We start from the raw sequence: 19,910 nt of genomic DNA, 5'->3' as shown, positions 1-19,910 counted from the left end.
TCCGGGTGGAGTGATGAGGGGTGACCCACGAGGCCCAGCCGCGGACGGCTGGGCCGGGTGGGGTGCTGGGCTGTGCGGGGGTGCGGGCGCGGGTGCGCCGGTGCGGGCGCGGGCCCGCAGGGTCAGGGTGCCCGGCGATCGCGGGCGCCGAGACCCTCGTCGTCGACGTCCTTCCACAGCGAGCTGTCGTACGGGGCGTCCGGGACCGGGACCATCCCCTCCTGCCGTGGGGCCCGCGGGGTGGCCGGAGCCTGCCGGGCGATGTCCTGCTCCAGCCGTTCCACCGAGCGGACCAGCTCGTTCAGGTTGCGTCGTACGGCGGTCAAATCGTCTTGCAGGGACATGACTTGCCCTCACTTCCGCTGGTTGCGGTGGCAACGCTCATGTGCGCCTGCGAGTGTCGCGCCTCCCGTCCCCGGTTGTGAAGGGACGTGCAGCGATTGCGGGCGCGCAGGCGCAATCTGTGCGCCCCTCCCTGCTCCCAGTTTGATCCCTCTTCCGAGCGAACGCCCGTCCGCGGCGCAAGCCGGATTGGTCCGCACGGGTGGGGTTCGCGGCGTGGCGAGGGCCGGCTGCGAGAGGTGCGGCGAGCGGTGGATTTCAGTGTGTTGCGGCACCCAGTGTGATCAGCTCCATATACCGCCAAACGTGATCAAGCTGCCCCTTTCACGCCCCGCCCCGGAGGTACCACCCATGTCCCAGAGAAGGCGCAGGTCCTTGGCGCTCCTGACCTCGGGAGTCCTCGCACTGCCGCTGCTCGCGGGCTGCGGCTCTGGTGACGACGAGGGCGGCCCGGTGGCCGCCGGACAGGACATCGCGGCGACGGCCCGCGACAAGGTCGCCGACGGCGGCGTGCTGCGCTGGGCCGTGGACTCCCTTCCGGACACCCTGAACACCTTCCAGGCCGACGCGGACGCCACCACCACCCGGATCGCCGGGGCGGTGCTGCCGCAGCTGTTCGTCCTCGACGACAAGGGGCGGCCGGTCGCCAACCGGGACTACCTCGAGAAGGCCGAGGTCGTCGAGCGCGAGCCCAAGCAGGTCGTCCTGTACAAGCTGAACCAGCAGGCGGTGTGGAGCGACGGCCGCGAGATCGGCGCCGCCGACTTCGTGGCGCAGTGGCGGGCCCTGAACGGCAAGGACTCGGCCTACTGGACGGCCCGCAACGCCGGGTACGACCGGATCGAGAAGATCGAGCGCGGCAAGACCGACCTGGAGGTCAAGGTCACCTTCAACAAGCCGTACACCGACTGGCGCTCCCTGTTCTCCCCGCTCTACCCCAAGCAGGTCACCGGCACCCCGGACGCCTTCAACGAGGGCGCCCGCGGCACCCTCAAGGTCACCGCCGGGCCGTTCAACCTCGGGGCCATCGACAAGAAGACCGGCACCGCCGCGCTGACCCGCAGCGCCCGCTGGTGGGGCCGGCCGGCCAAGCTGGACTCGCTGGTCCTGACCGCGGTGCCCCGCGCCCAGCGCCCGGCGGCGCTGGCCGCCGGCAAGGTGGACCTGGCGGAGATCGACCGCGCGGGCGCCGACCGGATCGCGCTGGCCCACCGGGACGCGGAGAAGAGCCAGGGCCCGGGCGGGGCCCCGGCGCACGGGCCGGGCGCCGCGATGACCCCGGCGCAGGCCACGCTGTCCTGGGCGGTCGCGTACGGCTCCGACGAGGGCAAAGCCGCGACGGAGCGCGAGAGCCGGGCACAGAACGCCGAGGCGGCCAAGAGCTACGCGGACGAACAGTCGGCCCTGCGCTCCTTCACCGTCCGCAAGTCCCTGGAGCCGGCCTACACGCAGCTCGCGATGAACGGGGCCTCCGGACCGCTGGCCGACGAGCGGGTCCGGCGGGCCGTGGCCCGGGCCCTGGACCGCAAGGAATTGGCCGAGATCGTACTGAAGCCCCTGGGCCTCCCCGCGAAGCCGGTGGGCAGCCACGTGGCACTGGCCGGGCAGCGGGCGTACGCCGACAACAGCGACGCGCTCGGCGGCAAGGACCTCCACGCGGCCGAGGCGCTGCTCGCGGACGCCGGCTGGCGCCGGGGCGGCAAGATCACCCAGCCTCCGGGCGCGAAGGCGGGCCCGGAGGGGGAGGAGGGCCAGGACGATTCGAAGACCCCCTCGGGCCCGGGCACCGGCAACGACGGCCTGTACATCGTGGGCGAGACCGACGGGCGCAACGGGGACAGCCTGGACCGGGGGATCCCGGTGGTGGGGTCCGCGATCAAGACGGGCGGGGAAACGTTCGCCCAGGGCGTGCGGGGAGAGCGGATCGACCCGTCGGGCCAGGAGGGCGAGGCCGCCGACCCGGGCGCCGTGGACGACGACAAGCGGGCCCCCGCCCGTGACGGCGCGGCGCCCGATCCCGGCAAGGCGGCCAGCGCCTCCCCGGCGCCGGCTCCGGCCCAGCAGGCCCGTACCTCCGGAAACATGCTCGCCAAGGACGGCAAGGCCCTCAACCTGCGCTTCGTCCTCCCGGCCGGCCCCGGCTCGGAGGCCCTGCGCACGGTCGGCGAGCGGATCGCCCAGATGCTCAAGAAGGTCGGTGTGGGCACCGAGGTGACCAAGGTCGCCGACGAGAGCTTCTTCAAGGACCACATCGCCTCGGGCCAGTACGACCTGGCGCTCTACTCCTGGCCGGCGACGGCCTACCCGGCCACCGACGCCCGCCCGATCTTCGCCAAGCCGGAGCCGGCCGCCGACGGCTCGCTCCTCGTCGAACAGAACTACACCCGCGTCGGCACCGACCACATCGACCAGCTTTTCGACCAGGCGCTCGGCGAGCTGGACGAGGATGCCTCGCGCGAGCTGATGCGCAAGGCGGACGCCCGCATCTGGGCCGCCGCCGGGTCCATCCCGCTCTACCAGCGCCCCGAGCTGGTGGCCGCCAAGACCAACCTGGCCAACGCCGGCGCCTTCGGCCTCGGCACCCCCCGCTTCCAGGACATCGGCTGGAAGAAGCCGCCGGCCGCCAAGGGAGACCTGAAGAAGAAGTGATGACAAAACGGGGCCGGACAGGTTGAGCTTCGGCTCCCAAGCTCAGATGTGACTCAAGTCGCTTGCCCGCCGGATCTCCGGCGGGCAAGGTCGTTCCATACCCGTTGACCCGCGGCAATACCCGCAGTACCCACGGCCGGGAACCCCCCACCCCGAACCCGGCCCCCCTCAGCCTTCCGGCCTCTTGACAGACCCCCCGGCGGGCGGTTCCCGCCACGCGACGTACGATGGGGTAAGGCCGTGGCAGGTTTTCCGCCCGGTCGAGGCGCGCGTGCCGGACCGTACGCGCCGCCATCCACGATCCCGGGAGAAGCGCCGAAGTGCCCACGCGCCACGACATCCGTAACGTCGCCATCGTCGCCCACGTCGACCATGGCAAGACGACCATCGTCGATGCCATGCTCAAGCAGGCCGGTGCCTTCGCCGCCCACCAGCACCTCGACGACCGCATGATGGACTCGAACGACCTGGAGCGTGAGAAGGGCATCACGATCCTCGCCAAGAACACGGCGGTGAAGTATCACCCCAAGGACGGCGGGGCCCCGATCACGATCAACATCATCGACACCCCCGGCCACGCCGACTTCGGTGGCGAGGTCGAGCGCGGTCTGTCGATGGTCGACGCCGTCGTTCTGCTGGTGGACGCCTCCGAGGGTCCGCTGCCCCAGACCCGCTTCGTCCTGCGCAAGGCCCTGCAGGCGAAGATGCCGGTCATCCTCTGCATCAACAAGACCGACCGCCCGGACTCCCGGATCGACGACGTCGTCAACGAGACGTACGACCTCTTCCTGGACCTGGACGCGACCGAGGAGCAGATCGAGTTCCCGATCGTCTACGCCTGCGGCCGTGACGGCATCGCCTCGCTGACCAAGCCCGAGGACGGCACCGTCCCCGCGGACAGCGACAGCCTGGAGCCGTTCTTCTCCACCATCCTGGAGCACGTCCCCGCCCCGGTGTACGACGAGGAGGCCCCCCTCCAGGCCCACGTCACCAACCTGGACGCCGACAACTTCCTCGGCCGCATCGCGCTGCTCCGCGTCGAGCAGGGCGAGCTGCGCAAGGGCCAGACGGTCGCGTGGATCAAGCGTGACGGCACCATGTCGAACGTCCGCATCACCGAGCTGATGATGACCGAGGCGCTCACCCGCAAGCCCGCGGAGGTCGCCGGCCCCGGTGACATCTGCGCCGTCGCCGGTATCCCCGACATCATGATCGGCGAGACCCTGGCGGACCCGGAGAACCCGATCGCGCTGCCGCTGATCTCGGTCGACGAGCCGGCCATCTCCATGACCATCGGCACCAACACCTCGCCGCTCGTCGGCCGCGGTGGCACGGGCAAGGGCGCGGACGCGAAGTCCGCGGTCAAGGACCGCAAGGTCACCGCCCGCCAGGTCAAGGACCGCCTGGACCGCGAGCTCATCGGCAACGTCTCCCTCCGCGTGCTCGACACCGAGCGCCCGGACGCGTGGGAGGTCCAGGGCCGTGGTGAGCTCGCGCTCGCCATCCTGGTCGAGCAGATGCGCCGCGAGGGCTTCGAGCTGACCATCGGCAAGCCGCAGGTCGTCACCCAGGAGATCGACGGCAAGGTCCACGAGCCGGTCGAGCGCATGACGATCGACGTGCCCGAGGAGCACATGGGCGCGGTCACGCAGCTCATGGGCATCCGCAAGGGCCGCATGGACAACATGTCGAACCACGGCTCCGGCTGGGTCCGCATGGAGTTCGTCGTCCCGTCGCGCGGCCTCATCGGCTTCCGCACGGAGTTCCTGACCAACACCCGCGGTACGGGCATCGCCCACTCGATCCACGAGGGCCACGAGCCGTGGTTCGGCCAGCTGGTCACCCGCAACAACGGTTCGCTGGTCGCCGACCGCGCGGGCTCGGTCACGCCGTTCGCGATGATCAACCTGCAGGAGCGCGGCGTCCTGTTCACCGACCCCGGCACCGAGGTGTACGAGGGCATGATCGTCGGCGAGAACTCGCGCTCCGACGACATGGACGTGAACATCACCAAGGAGAAGAAGCTCACGAACATGCGTGCGGCTTCGGCGGATAACACGGAGAACGTGATCCCGCCGCGCAAGCTCTCCCTGGAGCAGTCCCTGGAGTTCTGCCGCGACGACGAGTGCGTCGAGGTGACCCCGGAGGCCGTCCGCATCCGCAAGGTCGTCCTGGACCAGAAGGAGCGCTCGCGCACCGCGTCGCGCGCCAAGTCCGCGAAGTAACAGCACGTCGGCCCGGTCGGGCCGTCGCTCCACCGGCAACCCCTTCACCACGGTCTCGTGGGGGAGGGGTTGTTGGCGTTTGTCAACCGGATTGTTGCGTTCCAGTGTCCACGGTGTCCGTATACCGACCGTGACACTCCGGAAGATGAACTAACAGTCCGTTTCGCACGTGTCTGTCTCCTATCCGTTTGTCCGGATTTCGGGTTTTCGCCATGAGGTGATGTTGTGAAAACGAGACCAGTTAAGTGTGGTTTACGGTCAAGCCGTCCCTGAGGATGGCTCCATTGAGCTCGGGTCAATGGGTCACACGCTGTGGGGAGCGTCGACTCACGAGCACACTCGGGGCACTGTTCAACTCGCCGTCAGGGGTGTCGGCGAAACGTCCATGTGTCCCGCACATCAAACAGTGGACTCATGAGGAGGAAACCCATGCGCGGTGCCAAGAGCGCCAAGTGGGTAGCGGGCGCGATTGTCGTCGCCCTGGCTGCGACCGCCTGCGGTGGCAACGACAAGGGCGGCGCCGCCGGCAAGGGTGAAGTTGACCCGAACGGCATCTACTCCGTCGAGGTGGGCGAGCCCGAGAAGCTCCTCCAGCCGGCCGACACGATGGAGTCCAACGGCTCGATCGTCATGTCCGGGCTGTTCTCGCAGCTCGTCGACTACGACGCCGACGGCAAGCTCGTCATGGTGAACGCCGAGTCGGTCGAGTCCAAGGACAGCAAGCTCTGGACCGTCAAGCTGAAGCCGGGCTGGACCTTCCACGACGGCACCAAGGTGACCGCCGACTCGTACGTCAAGGCCTGGAACTGGGCCGCGAACATCAACAACAAGCAGGGCAACGCGTCCTGGTTCGCGGACATCAAGGGCTTCGAGGCGCTCCACCCCGAGGCCGAGGGCGCCAAGCCCACCGCCGAGGCGCTGGAGGGCCTGAAGGTCGTCGACGAGAACACCTTCACCATCGAGCTCGCCAACGCCGTTCCGTACTTCGCGTACAAGCTCGGCTACGAGGTCTTCTCCCCGCTGCCCGAGTCCTTCTACAAGGACCCGAAGGCCGCCGGCGAGAAGCCGGTCGGCAACGGCCCGTACAAGTTCAAGTCGTGGGAGCACAAGAAGCAGATCGAGCTCACCCGCTTCGACGACTACAAGGGCGAGAACAAGGCCAAGAACGGTGGCGTGATTCTCAAGAACTACTCCACCCTTGAGACCGCCTACGAGGACCTGAAGTCGGGCAACGTCGACGTCCTGCGTCAGATCGGCCCGAAGGACCTCCCGGTCTACCGCAACGACCTCGGCGACCGCGCCGTGGACCAGGCGTACTCGGCGATCCAGACCCTGGCCATCGCCTTCTACGCCGACCAGTGGAAGACCCCGAAGCCGGTCGACCCGAAGGTCATCCAGGGCCTGTCGATGGCGATCGACCGCGACACCATCACCAAGACGGTGCTCCAGGGCACCCGCGAGCCGGCCACGGGCTGGGTCGCCAAGGGCGTCCTCGGCTACACGCCGAACGCCACCGGTGACGTCACCAAGTTCAACCCGGCCAAGGCCAAGGAGCTCATCACCGCGGGCGGTGGCGTTCCGAACAACGAGATCTTCATCCAGTTCAACTCGGATGGCGGTCACAAGGAATGGGTCGACGCTGTCTGCAACAGCATCACCCAGGCCACCGGCGTCAAGTGCACCGGTGACGCCAAGCCCGACTTCCAGGCCGACCTCCAGGCCCGCAAGTCGAAGCAGGTCAAGTCGATCTACCGCTCCGGCTGGGTCCTCGACTACCCGGTGAACGCCAACTTCATCAGCGACCTGTTCCGTACGGGCGCGGGCGGCAACCAGGGTGGCTTCTCGAACCCCGACCTGGACGCCAAGATCGCCGCTGCCGACACGGCCGCGTCGCTCGACGAGTCGGTGAAGGCGTACCAGCAGGTCGAGAAGGACCTGGTGAACTACATGCCGTCGATCCCGCTCTGGTACTACAAGGTCAACGCGGGCTTCTCGGAGAAGGTCCAGAACGTGAAGTACGCCCAGGACGGCGACCCGATCCTCGAAGGCGTCGAGGTCAAGAAGTAAGTCCCACAGCGTAATTCCGCTCGACGGATGTGGGCCGGCGGGGAGCCGGCCCGCATCCGGGCCTAAATGCAGAGCCCGGGGGGCCCTTTCGCGACGCAGTGACGGTTCCGTCACGTGCGTGCGTGGCGAAAGGGCCCGTCCGGCTGCCTCTGCCGCATCTTCTACGGAGGCATGATGGGGCGCTATGTCGCACGACGACTGCTCCAGATGATCCCGGTCTTCTTCGGGACGACCCTGCTCATCTTCTTGATGGTCTACAGCCTGCCCGGCGACCCCGTGGCCGGACTCTTCGGTGACAAGGGCACAGACCCCGCCACGCTGGCCGCACTCCGGCACGAGCACGGTCTGGACCTGCCGATCCTGCAGCAGTACTGGAACTACATCTCGGACATCCTGTTCCACTTCGACTTCGGCAAGCAGATCCGAAGCGGACGTGAGATCACGGACGTCCTCGGCAGCGCCTTCCCGGTCACGCTCCGCCTGGCTCTCCTGGCCTTCGCCATCGAGATGGTCGTGGGCCTCGGCCTCGGCATCGTCGCCGGCCTCAAGGCCGGCAAGCTGGCGGACAACCTGGTACTGATCCTGACGCTGCTGATCATCTCGATGCCGGTCTTCGTGCTCGGCTTCATCATCAAGACGGTGTTCGCCTTCCAGCTCGGCTGGATCGAACCCAACGTCAGCAACAACGAGACCTGGGGCGAACTGCTCACGCCGGCCATCGTGCTCGGCTCGCTGTCCCTCGCCTACGTGGCCCGCCTGACCCGCACGTCGATGGCCGAGAACCTGCGCGCCGATTACGTGCGCACCGCCGTCGCCAAGGGCCTCCCGAAGCGCCGCGTCATCGGTGTGCACCTGATGCGCAACTCGATGATCCCCGTCGTGACCTTCCTGGGTACCGACATCGGCGCCCTCATGGGCGGCGCCGTCGTCACCGAGGGCATCTTCAACGTCAAGGGCGTCGGTGGTCTGATCTACGACTCGATCATCCGCCGCGAAGGCCTGACCGTCGTCGGTGTCGTCACCGTGCTGGTCGTGGTCTACCTCGTCGCCAGCCTTCTCGTCGACCTCCTCTACGCGGTCCTGGACCCGAGGATCCGGTATGCCTGACATGACCAAGACCGAAGCCCTTTCGACCGAGGGCGCTGTCGCCCCCGTCGACGCGATCGCACCCGTCACCCACGAGAAGCCGCGCAGTCTGTGGGGCGACGCCTGGGCAGACCTGCGTCGCAACCCGTACTTCCTCGTGTCGTCGGTGCTGATCTTCCTGCTCCTGCTGATCGCCGCCTTCCCGGGCCTGTTCACCAGCGCCGACCCCACCAAGGGCGACCTGGTGCACCACTTCCTGACCAAGCCGGAGCTGGGCAGCATAGGCTCGCCCGACTGGTTCGGCTACGACGGCCAGGGCCGCAGCGTGTACGCCCGCCTGATCTACGGCACCCGCGCCTCGATCATCGTGGCCGTCGCCGTGACGCTGATCGTGACCGTCGTCGGCTCGATCACGGGCATGATCTCCGGCTACTTCGGTGGCGCCACGGACGCGATCATCTCCCGCATCACCGACATCTTCTTCGGCATCCCGTTCCTGCTCGGCTCGATGGTCGTCCTCCAGGCCTTCACCAAGCGCACGGTGTGGACGGTCGTCTTCGCCCTGGCCTTCCTGGGCTGGACGCAGATCACCCGCGTCATGCGCGGTTCGGTCATCACCGTCAAGCAGGCCGACTACGTGCACGCCGCGAAGGCGCTGGGCGCCGGCACCACCCGGATCCTCTTCCGGCACGTCCTGCCGAACGCCATGGCTCCCGTGATCGTGGTCTCCACGATCGCGCTCGGCGGCTACGTCGGCGCCGAGGCCACCCTGTCCTACCTGGGTCTGGGCCTCGCGTCCCCGACCATCTCGTGGGGCGTGGACATCTCGGCCGGTGCCGCTCAGATCCGCGTGGCCGAGCACATCCTGCTCTACCCCTCGCTGATGCTCAGCGTGACCGTGCTCGCCTTCATCATGCTCGGCGAAGCGGTCCGCAACGCCCTCGACCCCAAGCTGCGCTGAGGAGGGCGTACGTGATCACCATGGACAACACCAGCACCGTTCCCTCCCCGCGTGACGGGAACCAGCAGAGCCCGCTCCTCGAAGTGCGCGACCTGCACGTCGAGTTCCACACCCGGGACGGCGTGGCCAAGGCCGTCAACGGCGTCAACTACAGCGTGAGCGCCGGCGAGACCCTCGCCGTCCTCGGCGAGTCCGGCTCGGGCAAGTCCGTGACGGCGCAGGCCATCATGGGCATCCTCGACATGCCTCCCGGCAAGATCCCGCAGGGCGAGATCCTCTTCCGCGGCCAGGACATGCTCAAGATGAGCTTCGAGGAGCGGCGCAAGCTGCGCGGCCGGAAGATCGCCATGATCTTCCAGGACGCCCTCTCCTCGCTGAACCCGGTGCTCACCGTCGGCTACCAGCTGGGCGAGATGTTCCGCGTCCACCAGGGCCTGTCGAAGAAGGAAGCCCGCCTCAAGGCCATCGAGCTGATGGACAAGGTCAAGATCCCGGCGGCGAAGGAGCGTGTGGACGACTACCCGCACCACTTCTCCGGCGGTATGCGCCAGCGCATCATGATCGCCATGGCGATCGCGCTGGAGCCGGACCTGATCATCGCCGACGAGCCGACCACGGCCCTCGACGTGACCGTCCAGGCCCAGGTCATGGACCTGCTCGCGGAGCTCCAGCGCGAGCTCAACATGGGCCTGATCCTGATCACCCACGACCTCGGCGTCGTCGCCGACGTCGCGGACAAGATCGCGGTCATGTACGCCGGCCGGATCGTCGAGACGGCCCCGGTGCACGAGATCTACAAGCGCCCGGCACACCCGTACACCCGCGGTCTGCTGGACTCGATCCCGCGCCTGGACCAGAAGGGCCAGGACCTCTTCGCGATCAAGGGCCTGCCGCCCAACCTCCTGCGGCTGCCGACCGGCTGCTCGTTCAACCCGCGCTGCACCGTCGCGCAGGACATCTGCCGTACCGACGTGCCCCTGCTCCAGGTGGTCAGCGAGCAGGACGGCTCCGAGCTGCCCGGCCGCGCCAGCGCCTGCCACTTCTGGAAGGAGCAGCTCCATGGCTGAGCTCACCAAGAACGCCCCCGAGCGCGAGCCGATCCTCCAGGTCCGCAACCTGGTCAAGCACTTCCCGCTGACCCAGGGCATCCTGTTCAAGAAGCAGGTCGGCGCGGTCAAGGCCGTCGACGGCGTCAGCTTCGACCTGTACCAGGGCGAGACGCTGGGCATCGTCGGCGAGTCCGGCTGTGGCAAGTCCACCGTCGCCAAGCTGCTGATGAACCTGGAGCGGGCCACCGCGGGCGAGGTCTTCTACAAGGGCCAGGACATCACCAAGCTGTCCGGGCGCGCGCTGAAGGCCGTCCGCCGCAACATCCAGATGGTGTTCCAGGACCCGTACACCTCGCTGAACCCGCGCATGACGGTCGGCGACATCATCGGGGAGACCTACGAGATCCACCCCGAGGTGGCTCCCAAGGGCGACCGGCGCCGCAAGGTCCAGGAGCTCCTGGACGTCGTGGGCCTCAACCCGGAGTACATCAACCGGTACCCGCACCAGTTCTCCGGCGGCCAGCGCCAGCGCATCGGCATCGCCCGCGGCCTCGCGCTCAACCCGGAGATCATCATCTGCGACGAGCCGGTCTCCGCGCTCGACGTGTCGGTGCAGGCTCAGGTCATCAACCTGATGGAGAAGCTGCAGGAGGAGTTCAACCTCTCCTACATCTTCATCGCGCACGACCTCTCGATCGTCCGGCACATCTCGGACCGCGTGGGCGTCATGTACCTGGGCAAGCTGGCCGAGATCGGCACCGACGCCCAGATCTACGAACACCCGACGCACCCGTACACCCAGGCGCTGCTGTCGGCCGTCCCGGTCCCGGACCCGGAGGCCCGCGAGGGCCGCGAGCGGATCATCCTCACCGGTGACGTCCCCTCCCCGGCCAACCCGCCGTCGGGCTGCCGCTTCCGCACCCGCTGCTGGAAGGCCGAGGAGCGCTGCGCCACGGAGGAGCCGCTGCTGGCGATCCCGACCCGCTTCCAGGGCGTGAACGCCCTGGCCGCGCACGAGTCGGCGTGCCACTTCGCGGAGGAGAAGGCCGTCCTGGCCATCTGATCCCACCGGAAAACCGGTACGGGGCCCAGCCGATACCGGCTGGGCCCCGTACGGTTTTCCCGCCCCACCGAAAGTGACTCCCGAGGAGGCAACCACCCATGCGCACAGCGAGCGCCCAGTGGATCGTCGGTGCCGTCGTCCTGGCGATGGCCGCCACGGCGTGCGGCCCCGGCGGAGAACCGAAGGCCGGCAGGACGGGCGGGCACATCACCGTGGTCCTCGGTGAGCCGCAGCACGGGCTGGTGGGGCAGGAGACCGCCGAGACCGAGGGGGCCGAGGTCCTCCACGCGCTGTTCACGGGCCTGGTCGCGTACGACACCAAGACCAACGAGCCCAAGCTGGCGATCGCCGAGTCCGTCGACACCACGGACTCGAAGACCTGGACGATCAGGATCAAGGACGGGTACACCTTCCACAACGGCGAGAAGGTCGACGCGCAGTCCTTCGTACGGGCTTGGAACTGGGGTGCCAACCAGGAGAACACCGCCGAGTCGATGGGCTTCTTCTCGAAGATCGAGGGCTCGCAGGAGCTGGCCCCGGGCAAGGGCAAGACGCCCACCGCCAAGGAACTCAAGGGCCTGCGGGTCATCGACGACAGGACCTTCACCGTCACCCTGAAGGCGCCGTTCTCGCAGTTCAGGACCATGCTGGGATACGACGCCTTCTACCCGTTGCCCAAGGCGTTCGAGGCCGACCCGAAGGGGTTCGGCGAATCCCCGATCGGAAACGGCCCGTTCCGCATGGACGGCGCGTGGGAGCACCACAAGCAGATCAAGGTCAAGAAGTACGACAAGTACCCGGCCGAGGGCCGCGCCAAGCTCGACGCCGTGACCTTCAAGATCTACGACAACCTGGACACCGCCTACAACGACCTGCACAAGGACGCCCTGCAGATCACCGACAAGCTGCCGGTCTCCGCGCTCGCCACCGTCTCCGAGGAGTTCGGCGACCGCTACATCTACAAGCCGGAAGCATCCGTCGGCTACCTCGGCTTCCCGCTGGAGGCCAACCCCGAAGCCTTCGGCAAGGCCGAGATCCGCAAGGCGGTCTCGATGGCCATCGACCGTGAGGCCATCTCCAAGAAGATCTTCCGGGGCACCCGCAAACCGGCCGACGACTTCATCAGCCCGATCGTCCCCGGCTACCGCCGCGGCGCCCTGGGCGAGGCCGGTACGTACAACCCGACCAAGGCGAAGGCGCTGTTCCAGCAGGCCGGCGGGATACCCGGCAACAAGCTGGAGCTCGGCTACAACGAGGACGGCGGCCACAAGGAGTGGATCGAGGCCGTCGCCGCCCAGCTGAAGGCGAACCTCGGCATCGAGGTCACCGCCAAGCCGTACCAGAGCTCCGCCGCCCTGGTCGACGACGTGAAGTCGCAGAAGTTCAAGGGCGCCTTCCGCATGGGCTGGGCCATGGACTACCCGGCGGCCGAGAACTACCTGCGCCCGGTCTTCTCCAAGGAGGCCATCGCGAACGGCTCCAACTTCGGGCGCTACGGGAGCGACGAGTTCGAGGCCGTCCTCGCCGCCGCCGACCGCGCGACCGACCCGGCCGAGAGCCTGAAGCTCTACCAGCAGGCCGACGACATCGTCATCAGGGACCTCCCGTACATCCCCGTCTTCACCTACATGTCGGCCGTGGCCTACTCCAAGACCGTGAAGAACGTCGGGGTCGACGCACAGGGCCGCATGGACCTGGCGCACGTCGAGCTCAACTGACACCCCGCCGGGGAACGCACCCGAAAGGGAGTTGCGGGTGCGCCCGCGGCGGGCGGACAGTGGGCGGGTGACCGCGACACCGTACGCCCGCCGGAGCCGGCGCACGCCGACCGTACGGCCCGCCGGGCCCGGGGACGCGTCCGACATCTGCGCCCTGCTCAACGCCGTGGACGTCATCGAGATCGGCAGACCGGAGACGGACCTCGCCGCGGTCGAGGCCGACCTCCACCACCCCGACACCGACCTGGCCAAGGACTCCTGGCTGGCCTTCGAGGGCGGCCGGCTCGTGGCCTGCGCCCAGGTGTGGCACGACTCCGGGCCCGGCCGGGTCGACTCCGACCACTACGCGCTGCCCGGCCACCGCGAGGCCGCCGTACGGCTGCTGGAGCTGATGGAGATCCGGGCCCGCGAGCTCACCGCCGGGGCGGGGGACGCCGTCATGCGGCTCCGGCTCAACGCGGAACCCGTCCTCGACGCCGACGTGCTGCCCGGCCGCGGCTACCGGTCCGTGCGCCGCCACCACGTGATGACCCGGGCCCTGTCGCCGGCCGCCGACCTGCCGCCCGCCCCTCCCGGGGACCTCGTCCTGCGCGACTGCGCCGCCGACGAGGCCGACCGCCGCCGGGCCCACGCCCTGGTCGAGGAGGCCTTCGCCTCCCACTTCGGCCATGTGCACCGCCCGTACGAGGCGTGGCTGGACCACCTCGACGCCCACACCCTCGACTGGTCGCTGGTCTGGATCGCGAGCCTGCCCGGCGCCGGCGACGCGGGCGTCCTGCTGACCCGCGACGACCGCACCAGCATGGCCTGGCTGGGCCACCTCGGCGTCCGCGCCGACCTGCGCGGCCGCGGCATCGGGGGCTTCCTGCTGCGCCACGCCTTCGCCGCCTACGCGGCCCGCGGCCGGGCCACCGTGGGCCTCGGCGTGGACACCCGCAACGAGAGCGGCGCGCTCGCGCTGTACGAGGCGCACGGCATGGCCCTGCACTACGCGGTGGACACCTGGGAGCTGCGTTTGCACTCGCGCGGGTGACAGGCGCGGGACGCGAAGGTGCAATCGGTCCAACCATGGGTGTTCCGGCCCGCACATAGGGTGACATTGGGGCCTAAGTGAGTCTTGGGAGCCATAGGAGGCACTCCATGCGCGGAGCCACCCACGCCAAGTGGGCCGCATGTGCGGTGGCCGTCGCCCTCGCGGCAACGGCCTGCGGCGGTAGCGACAGCGGCGGAGGCGGCGGCGGTGGCGCGGGAGTCGTCAGCTCCTCCTGGGGTGACCCGCAGAACCCTCTGGAGCCGGCCAACACCAACGAGGTGCAGGGCGGCAAGGTCCTCGACATGATCTTCCGGGGCCTCAAGCGGTACGACCCGAAGACCGGCGCGGCCGAGAACATGCTCGCCGAGAAGATCGAGACGACCGACAGCCAGCACTTCACCGTCACGCTGAAGGACGGCTGGAAGTTCAGCAACGACGAGCCGGTGACGGCGCAGTCCTTCGTGGACGCCTGGAACTACGGCGCGGACGTGCGCAACAAGCAGAACAACGCGCCGTTCTTCTCCGACATCGTCGGCTACGCGGACGTCCACCCCGCCTCCGGGGAGCCCAAGGCCAAGACGATGTCCGGACTGGTCGTCAAGGACTCCAAGACCTTCACCGTCGCCTTGAAGAACAAGTTCTCCACCTGGCCCGAGACCCTCGGCTACCAGGCCTTCTCCCCGCTGCCCAAGGCCTTCTTCACCGACCACGCCGGCTGGCTGAACAAGCCGATCGGCAACGGACCGTACACCGTGGACTCGTACACCAAGGGCACCGGCATGAAGCTGCGTACCTGGGACGCCTACCCGGGTGCGGACAAGGCGCTGAACAGCGGCGTCGACCTCAAGGTCTACACCGACAACAACACCGCCTACACGGACCTGATCTCCGGCAACCTCGACCTCGTCGACGACATCCCCGCGCAGCAGTTGAAGAACGTCAAGAACGACCTCGGCGACCGGTACATCAACCAGCCGGCCCTCATCATCCAGACCCTCACCTTCCCGCTGTACGACCCGCAGTGGAACAAGGAGGGCATGGAGAACGTCCGCCGCGGCATCTCGATGGCCATCAACCGCGACGAGATCACCAAGCAGATCTTCCGCGAGACCCGCACCCCGGCCAAGGACTGGACCTCCCCGGCACTCGGGGAGAAGGGCGGCTTCAACGCCACGATCTGCGGCGACGCCTGCAAGTACGACCCGGCCGCGGCCAAGAAGCTCATCCAGGACGCCGGCGGGCTCCCCGGCGGCAAGGTCACGCTGACGTCCAACGTGGACACCGGCTCGCACCGCGACTGGATGGACGCGGTCTGCAACAGCATCAACAACGCGATCGGCGAGGGTCCGGTCTGCACGGTCAACCCGATCGGCACCTTCGCCGACTTCCGCAACCAGCAGAGCTCCTTCAAGCTGACCGGCCCCTTCCGCTCCGGCTGGCAGGCCGACTACCCGCTGATCCAGAACTTCCTCCAGCCGCTGTACTACACCGGTGCCTCCTCCAACTACGGGAAGTTCAGCAACCCGGAGTTCGACAAGCTCGTCGACGAGGCCAACCAGGAGAGCGACGCGGCCAAGGCCATCGGGAAGTTCCAGGACTCCGAGAAGATCCTCGCCGCCCAGATGCCCTCCATCCCGCTCTGGTACCAGAACGGCAGCGCGGGCTACGCCGAGCGTCTCTCGGACGTGGCGCTCAACCAGTTCAGCGTCCCCGTCTACAACGAGATCAAGGTCAGCTGACCACCTGTCGGATCGATCCTGGAGCAGTCCATGGGACGTTATGTGATCCGGCGGCTGCTCCAGATGATCCCGGTGTTCATCGGCAGCACGTTCCTGATCTTCTTCATGGTGTACGCGCTCGGCGACCCGGTCGCCGCCCTCTTCGGCGACAAGGCGCCCGACCCCGCCACCGCCGCGCGCATCCGCAAGGACCTCTACCTCGACCGCCCCCTGTGGGAGCAGTACCTCCACTACATGGGCCAGATCTTCCAGGGCGACTTCGGCACGGCCTTCAACGGCCAGCCGGTCACCGAGCTGATGGCCTCGGCCTTCCCCGTCACCCTGCGCCTGACCATCGTCGCGATCTTCTTCGAGATCGTCATCGGCATCACCCTCGGCGTGGTCAGCGGGCTGCGCCGCGGCAAGTCGGTCGACACCTCCGTGCTGGTGCTCACCCTCGTCGTCATCTCCGTGCCGACGTTCGTGACGGGCTATCTCCTCCAGTACCTCTTCGGCGTCAAATGGGGCTGGGTCCGGCCCACCGTCTCCCCGGACGCCCCCTTCAACGAGCTGATCCTGCCCGGCATCGTGCTCGCGCTGGTCTCCCTCGCCTACGTCACCCGGCTCTCGCGCACCTCCATCGCCGAGAACGTGAAGGCCGACTACGTGCGCACCGCCGTCGCCAAGGGCCTGCCGCGCCGCCGGGTCGTCACCCGCCACCTGCTGCGCAACTCGCTCATCCCCGTCGTCACCTTCATCGGGACCGATATCGGCGCCCTGATGGGCGGCGCCATCGTCACCGAGCGGATCTTCAACATCCACGGCGTCGGATACCAGCTCTACCAGGGCATCCTGCGCAACAACTCCCCGACGGTGGTCGGCTTCGTGACCATCCTCGTCATCGTCTTCCTGCTGGCGAACCTGCTCGTCGACCTGCTCTACGCGGTCCTGGACCCGAGGATCCGTTATGCCTGAGCGCAACGAGCCCGCCTACGACCCACTGGAACCCGCGAAGGGGGAGGCCATCGCCCCCACCGGCCAGGGCGGCCCCATGGATCTGGCCCTCGACGAGGCCGAGAGCCTGGAGAAGACGCTCGGCGACGCGCCCACCGGTCCGGGCGAGAAGGCCCGCTCCCTGTGGTCCGACGCCTGGCACCAGCTGCGCCGCAACCCCGTCTTCATCATCTCCTCGCTGTTGATCCTGTTCCTCGTGATCATCGCGATCTGGCCGCAGCTCATCGCGAGCGGCGACCCGCTCCAGTGCGACCTGTCCAAGTCCCAGCAGGGTTCCTCGCCGGGCCACCCCTTCGGCTACGACACCCAGGGCTGCGACGTCTACACCCGTACCGTCTACGGGGCCCGCGCCTCCATCACCGTGGGCGTCTGCGCCACCCTCGGCGCCGCCCTGCTCGGCTCGTTGCTCGGCGGGCTCGCCGGGTTCTTCGGCGGCTGGGGCGACTCGCTGCTCTCCCGGGTCGCGGACATCTTCTTCGGCATCCCCGTCGTCCTCGGCGGCCTCGTCTTCCTGTCCGTGGTCACCAGTACCACCGTCTGGCCGGTCGTCGGCTTCATCGTGCTCCTCGGCTGGCCGCAGATCGCCCGCATCGGCCGCGGCTCCGTCATCACCGCCAAACAGAACGACTACGTCCACGCCGCCCGGGCCCTCGGCGCCGGCAACGGCCGGATGCTGCTGCGGCACGTGGCGCCCAACGCCGTCGCCCCCGTCATCGTCGTCGCCACCATCGCCCTGGGCACGTACATCGCCCTGGAGGCCACCCTGTCCTTCCTCGGCGTCGGCCTGCGGCCGCCCACCGTCTCCTGGGGCATCGACATCTCCAACGCGGCCCCGCAGATCCGCAACGCCCCGCACATGCTGCTCTGGCCGGCGGGCGCGCTGAGCCTGACCGTGCTGGCGTTCATCATGCTCGGCGACGCGGTCCGCGACGCCCTCGACCCCAAGCTGCGCTGAGGAGTGGTCACCATGCTGCTCGAAGTCCGCGACCTCCATGTGGAGTTCCGTACGCGGGACGGAGTCGCCAAGGCCGTCAACGGCGTCAACTACTCGGTGGAGGAGGGCGAGACGCTCGCCGTGCTCGGCGAATCCGGCTCGGGCAAATCGGTGACCGCCCAGGCCGTGATGGGCATCCTCGACGTGCCGCCCGGCCGGATCGCGGGCGGCGAGATCCTCTTCAAGGGCAAGGACCTGCTGAAGATGAAGGAGGAGGAGCGGCGGAGGATCCGCGGCGCCGAGATGGCGATGATCTTCCAGGACGCCCTGTCCTCCCTGAACCCCGTCCTCAGCGTGGGCGCCCAGCTCGGCGAGATGTACGAGGTCCACCGCGGCATGTCCCGCAAGGACGCCAAGGCCAGGGCCGTCGAGCTGATGGACCGGGTGAGGATCCCGGCGGCGCGGCAGCGGGTGGGGGACTACCCGCACCAGTTCTCGGGCGGCATGCGCCAACGCATCATGATCGCGATGGCGCTGGCCCTGGAGCCCTCCCTGATCATCGCGGACGAGCCGACGACGGCCCTGGACGTCACCGTCCAGGCCCAGGTGATGGACCTGCTCGCGGAGCTCCAGCGCGAGCTCAACATGGGGCTCATCCTCATCACCCACGACCTCGGTGTGGTCGCCGACGTCGCCGACAAGATCGCCGTCATGTACGCGGGCCGGATCGTCGAGGCGGCCCCCGTCCACGAGATCTACGCGGCGCCCGCGCACCCGTACACCCGCGGCCTGCTCGACTCCATCCCGCGCCTCGACCAGAAGGGCCAGGAGCTGTACGCCATCAAGGGCCTGCCGCCGAACCTGCTGGCCATCCCGCCCGGCTGCGCCTTCAACCCGCGCTGCCCGATGGCGCAGGCGGTCTGCCGCACCGACGTCCCGCCGCTCGCGCAGGTGGGACCGGACCGCGCCAGCGCGTGCTTCTTCTGGAAGGAGTGCCTCGGTGGCTGAGACCATCCTGGAGGTCAAGGACCTCGTCAAGCACTACCCGCTGACCCAGGGCGTCCTGTTCAAGAAGCAGGTCGGCGCGGTCAAAGCGGTCGACGGGGTCTCCTTCGGCCTCGCGCGCGGCGAAACGCTCGGCATCGTCGGCGAGTCCGGCTGCGGCAAGTCCACCGTCGCCAAGATGCTGGTCCACCTGGAACGCCCGACGGCCGGGGCGATCTCGTACAAGGGCGAGGACATCACCAAGCTGTCCGGCAGGGCCCTCAAGGCCGTCCGCCGCAACATCCAGATGGTGTTCCAGGACCCGTACACCTCGCTCAATCCGCGCATGACGGTCGGCGACATCATCGGGGAGCCGTACGACATCCACCCCGAGGTGGCCCCGAAGGGCGACCGGCGGCGCAGGGTCCAGGAACTCCTCGACGTGGTCGGGCTCAATCCCGAGTACATCAACCGGTACCCGCACCAGTTCTCCGGCGGCCAGCGCCAGCGCATCGGCATCGCCCGCGGCCTCGCCCTGCGGCCGGAGGTCATCGTGGCGGACGAGCCGGTGTCCGCGCTCGACGTCTCCGTCCAAGCCCAGGTGATCAACCTCCTGGAGCGCCTCCAGAACGAGTTCGACCTCTCCTACGTGTTCATCGCGCACGACCTCTCGATCGTGCGGCACATCTCCGACCGGGTCGGCGTGATGTACCTGGGCCGGGTCGTGGAGATCGGCACCGACACGCAGATCTACGACCACCCGACCCACCCGTACACCCAGGCCCTGCTGTCGGCCGTCCCCGTTCCGGACCCGCGGGCCCGCGCCCACCGCGAGCGGATCATCCTGGCCGGCGACGTCCCCTCCCCGGCCAATCCGCCCTCCGGCTGCCCGTTCCGCACCCGGTGCTGGAAGGCCCAGCCGCGGTGCACGGAGGAGGTCCCGCTGCTGGCGGTTCCGGAGGCCTTCCCCTCCGGTCCGGCGGCCCACCCTTCGGCCTGTCACTTCGCAGGCGAAATCCGGCCACCCCGCGCGGATTCGCTCCGTTAGGGTCACCTTCCCGCCAACC

At 68.5% G+C, this 19,910-nt stretch carries 15 protein-coding genes; 14 read left to right on the top strand and 1 reads right to left on the bottom strand.

What is annotated here, in order from left to right; all coding sequences use genetic code 11:
* Positions 1 to 122 precede the first annotated feature (122 nt).
* Positions 123 to 344 (bottom strand): hypothetical protein, encoded by a 222-nt coding sequence (locus tag ACIBAD_RS06415; protein WP_134071538.1) that lies wholly within the window; start codon positions 342 to 344, stop codon positions 123 to 125.
* A gap of 349 nt (positions 345 to 693) precedes the next feature.
* Between ACIBAD_RS06415 and ACIBAD_RS06410 the strand changes: the two genes are divergently transcribed.
* The 14 genes from ACIBAD_RS06410 to ACIBAD_RS06345 all read left to right on the top strand — a co-directional run bounded on the left by ACIBAD_RS06410 (position 694) and on the right by ACIBAD_RS06345 (position 19,891).
* Positions 694 to 2,991 carry an ABC transporter family substrate-binding protein gene (locus tag ACIBAD_RS06410; RefSeq protein ID WP_398904924.1) on the top strand — a complete coding sequence of 766 codons (2,298 nt, stop codon included), beginning with the start codon at positions 694 to 696 and terminating at the stop codon, positions 2,989 to 2,991.
* Between the two features lie 320 nt (positions 2,992 to 3,311).
* Positions 3,312 to 5,216: a translational GTPase TypA gene (gene typA, locus ACIBAD_RS06405; RefSeq protein ID WP_134071534.1), complete on the top strand. Its 1,905-nt coding sequence runs from the start codon at positions 3,312 to 3,314 to the stop codon at positions 5,214 to 5,216.
* A gap of 429 nt (positions 5,217 to 5,645) precedes the next feature.
* Complete coding sequence (locus tag ACIBAD_RS06400; protein ID WP_134071532.1) at positions 5,646 to 7,283, top strand: ABC transporter substrate-binding protein; 1,638 nt, start codon at positions 5,646 to 5,648, stop codon at positions 7,281 to 7,283.
* 174 nt (positions 7,284 to 7,457) lie between these two features.
* Positions 7,458 to 8,390 (top strand): ABC transporter permease, encoded by a 933-nt coding sequence (locus tag ACIBAD_RS06395; RefSeq protein WP_134071530.1) that lies wholly within the window; start codon positions 7,458 to 7,460, stop codon positions 8,388 to 8,390.
* A complete protein-coding gene (locus ACIBAD_RS06390; protein WP_134071528.1) occupies positions 8,383 to 9,330 on the top strand; it encodes an ABC transporter permease in 948 nt (315 codons plus the stop codon). The genes ACIBAD_RS06395 and ACIBAD_RS06390 overlap by 8 nt, the downstream gene beginning before the upstream one ends.
* A gap of 20 nt (positions 9,331 to 9,350) precedes the next feature.
* Positions 9,351 to 10,397: an ABC transporter ATP-binding protein gene (locus tag ACIBAD_RS06385; protein WP_398905414.1), complete on the top strand. Its 1,047-nt coding sequence runs from the start codon at positions 9,351 to 9,353 to the stop codon at positions 10,395 to 10,397.
* Positions 10,390 to 11,442, top strand: coding sequence for a dipeptide ABC transporter ATP-binding protein (locus ACIBAD_RS06380; protein WP_134071526.1), 1,053 nt, complete (start codon positions 10,390 to 10,392; stop codon positions 11,440 to 11,442). The genes ACIBAD_RS06385 and ACIBAD_RS06380 overlap by 8 nt, the downstream gene beginning before the upstream one ends.
* 98 nt (positions 11,443 to 11,540) lie before the next feature.
* Positions 11,541 to 13,160 carry an ABC transporter substrate-binding protein gene (locus ACIBAD_RS06375; RefSeq protein ID WP_134071525.1) on the top strand — a complete coding sequence of 540 codons (1,620 nt, stop codon included), beginning with the start codon at positions 11,541 to 11,543 and terminating at the stop codon, positions 13,158 to 13,160.
* 67 nt (positions 13,161 to 13,227) lie between these two features.
* Complete coding sequence (locus ACIBAD_RS06370; RefSeq protein WP_398904920.1) at positions 13,228 to 14,193, top strand: GNAT family N-acetyltransferase; 966 nt, start codon at positions 13,228 to 13,230, stop codon at positions 14,191 to 14,193.
* A gap of 107 nt (positions 14,194 to 14,300) precedes the next feature.
* Positions 14,301 to 15,932 carry an ABC transporter substrate-binding protein gene (locus ACIBAD_RS06365; protein ID WP_398904918.1) on the top strand — a complete coding sequence of 544 codons (1,632 nt, stop codon included), beginning with the start codon at positions 14,301 to 14,303 and terminating at the stop codon, positions 15,930 to 15,932.
* Between the two features lie 30 nt (positions 15,933 to 15,962).
* Positions 15,963 to 16,886 (top strand): ABC transporter permease, encoded by a 924-nt coding sequence (locus ACIBAD_RS06360; RefSeq protein WP_053691752.1) that lies wholly within the window; start codon positions 15,963 to 15,965, stop codon positions 16,884 to 16,886.
* Positions 16,879 to 17,880: an ABC transporter permease gene (locus tag ACIBAD_RS06355; RefSeq protein ID WP_134071522.1), complete on the top strand. Its 1,002-nt coding sequence runs from the start codon at positions 16,879 to 16,881 to the stop codon at positions 17,878 to 17,880. The genes ACIBAD_RS06360 and ACIBAD_RS06355 overlap by 8 nt, the downstream gene beginning before the upstream one ends.
* Before the next feature lie 12 nt (positions 17,881 to 17,892).
* Positions 17,893 to 18,867, top strand: coding sequence for an ABC transporter ATP-binding protein (locus tag ACIBAD_RS06350; RefSeq protein ID WP_134071520.1), 975 nt, complete (start codon positions 17,893 to 17,895; stop codon positions 18,865 to 18,867).
* Positions 18,860 to 19,891, top strand: a complete 1,032-nt coding sequence (locus ACIBAD_RS06345; protein ID WP_134071518.1) for a dipeptide ABC transporter ATP-binding protein — start codon at positions 18,860 to 18,862, stop codon at positions 19,889 to 19,891. The genes ACIBAD_RS06350 and ACIBAD_RS06345 overlap by 8 nt, the downstream gene beginning before the upstream one ends.
* The last annotated feature ends 19 nt before the right edge of the window (positions 19,892 to 19,910 follow it).

Origin of the sequence: Streptomyces sp. NPDC051109, assembly GCF_044455885.1 — a bacterium.
In the GTDB taxonomy this organism is placed as follows: domain Bacteria; phylum Actinomycetota; class Actinomycetes; order Streptomycetales; family Streptomycetaceae; genus Streptomyces.
Note: the sequence above shows the minus strand (reverse complement) of the source record. Positions and strands in the feature narration are given on the sequence as shown.

What these genes read in the sequence shown, in the direction of transcription:
- ACIBAD_RS06415 (WP_134071538.1), bottom strand. Translation starts at nt 344, where the DNA reads ATGTCCCTGCAAGACGATTTGACCGCCGTACGACGCAACCTGAACGAG.
- ACIBAD_RS06410 (WP_398904924.1), top strand. Translation starts at nt 694, where the DNA reads ATGTCCCAGAGAAGGCGCAGGTCCTTGGCGCTCCTGACCTCGGGAGTC.
- ACIBAD_RS06400 (WP_134071532.1), top strand. Translation starts at nt 5,646, where the DNA reads ATGCGCGGTGCCAAGAGCGCCAAGTGGGTAGCGGGCGCGATTGTCGTC.
- ACIBAD_RS06395 (WP_134071530.1), top strand. Translation starts at nt 7,458, where the DNA reads ATGGGGCGCTATGTCGCACGACGACTGCTCCAGATGATCCCGGTCTTC.
- ACIBAD_RS06390 (WP_134071528.1), top strand. Translation starts at nt 8,383, where the DNA reads ATGCCTGACATGACCAAGACCGAAGCCCTTTCGACCGAGGGCGCTGTC.
- ACIBAD_RS06385 (WP_398905414.1), top strand. Translation starts at nt 9,351, where the DNA reads ATGGACAACACCAGCACCGTTCCCTCCCCGCGTGACGGGAACCAGCAG.
- ACIBAD_RS06380 (WP_134071526.1), top strand. Translation starts at nt 10,390, where the DNA reads ATGGCTGAGCTCACCAAGAACGCCCCCGAGCGCGAGCCGATCCTCCAG.
- ACIBAD_RS06375 (WP_134071525.1), top strand. Translation starts at nt 11,541, where the DNA reads ATGCGCACAGCGAGCGCCCAGTGGATCGTCGGTGCCGTCGTCCTGGCG.
- ACIBAD_RS06365 (WP_398904918.1), top strand. Translation starts at nt 14,301, where the DNA reads ATGCGCGGAGCCACCCACGCCAAGTGGGCCGCATGTGCGGTGGCCGTC.
- ACIBAD_RS06360 (WP_053691752.1), top strand. Translation starts at nt 15,963, where the DNA reads ATGGGACGTTATGTGATCCGGCGGCTGCTCCAGATGATCCCGGTGTTC.
- ACIBAD_RS06355 (WP_134071522.1), top strand. Translation starts at nt 16,879, where the DNA reads ATGCCTGAGCGCAACGAGCCCGCCTACGACCCACTGGAACCCGCGAAG.
- ACIBAD_RS06350 (WP_134071520.1), top strand. Translation starts at nt 17,893, where the DNA reads ATGCTGCTCGAAGTCCGCGACCTCCATGTGGAGTTCCGTACGCGGGAC.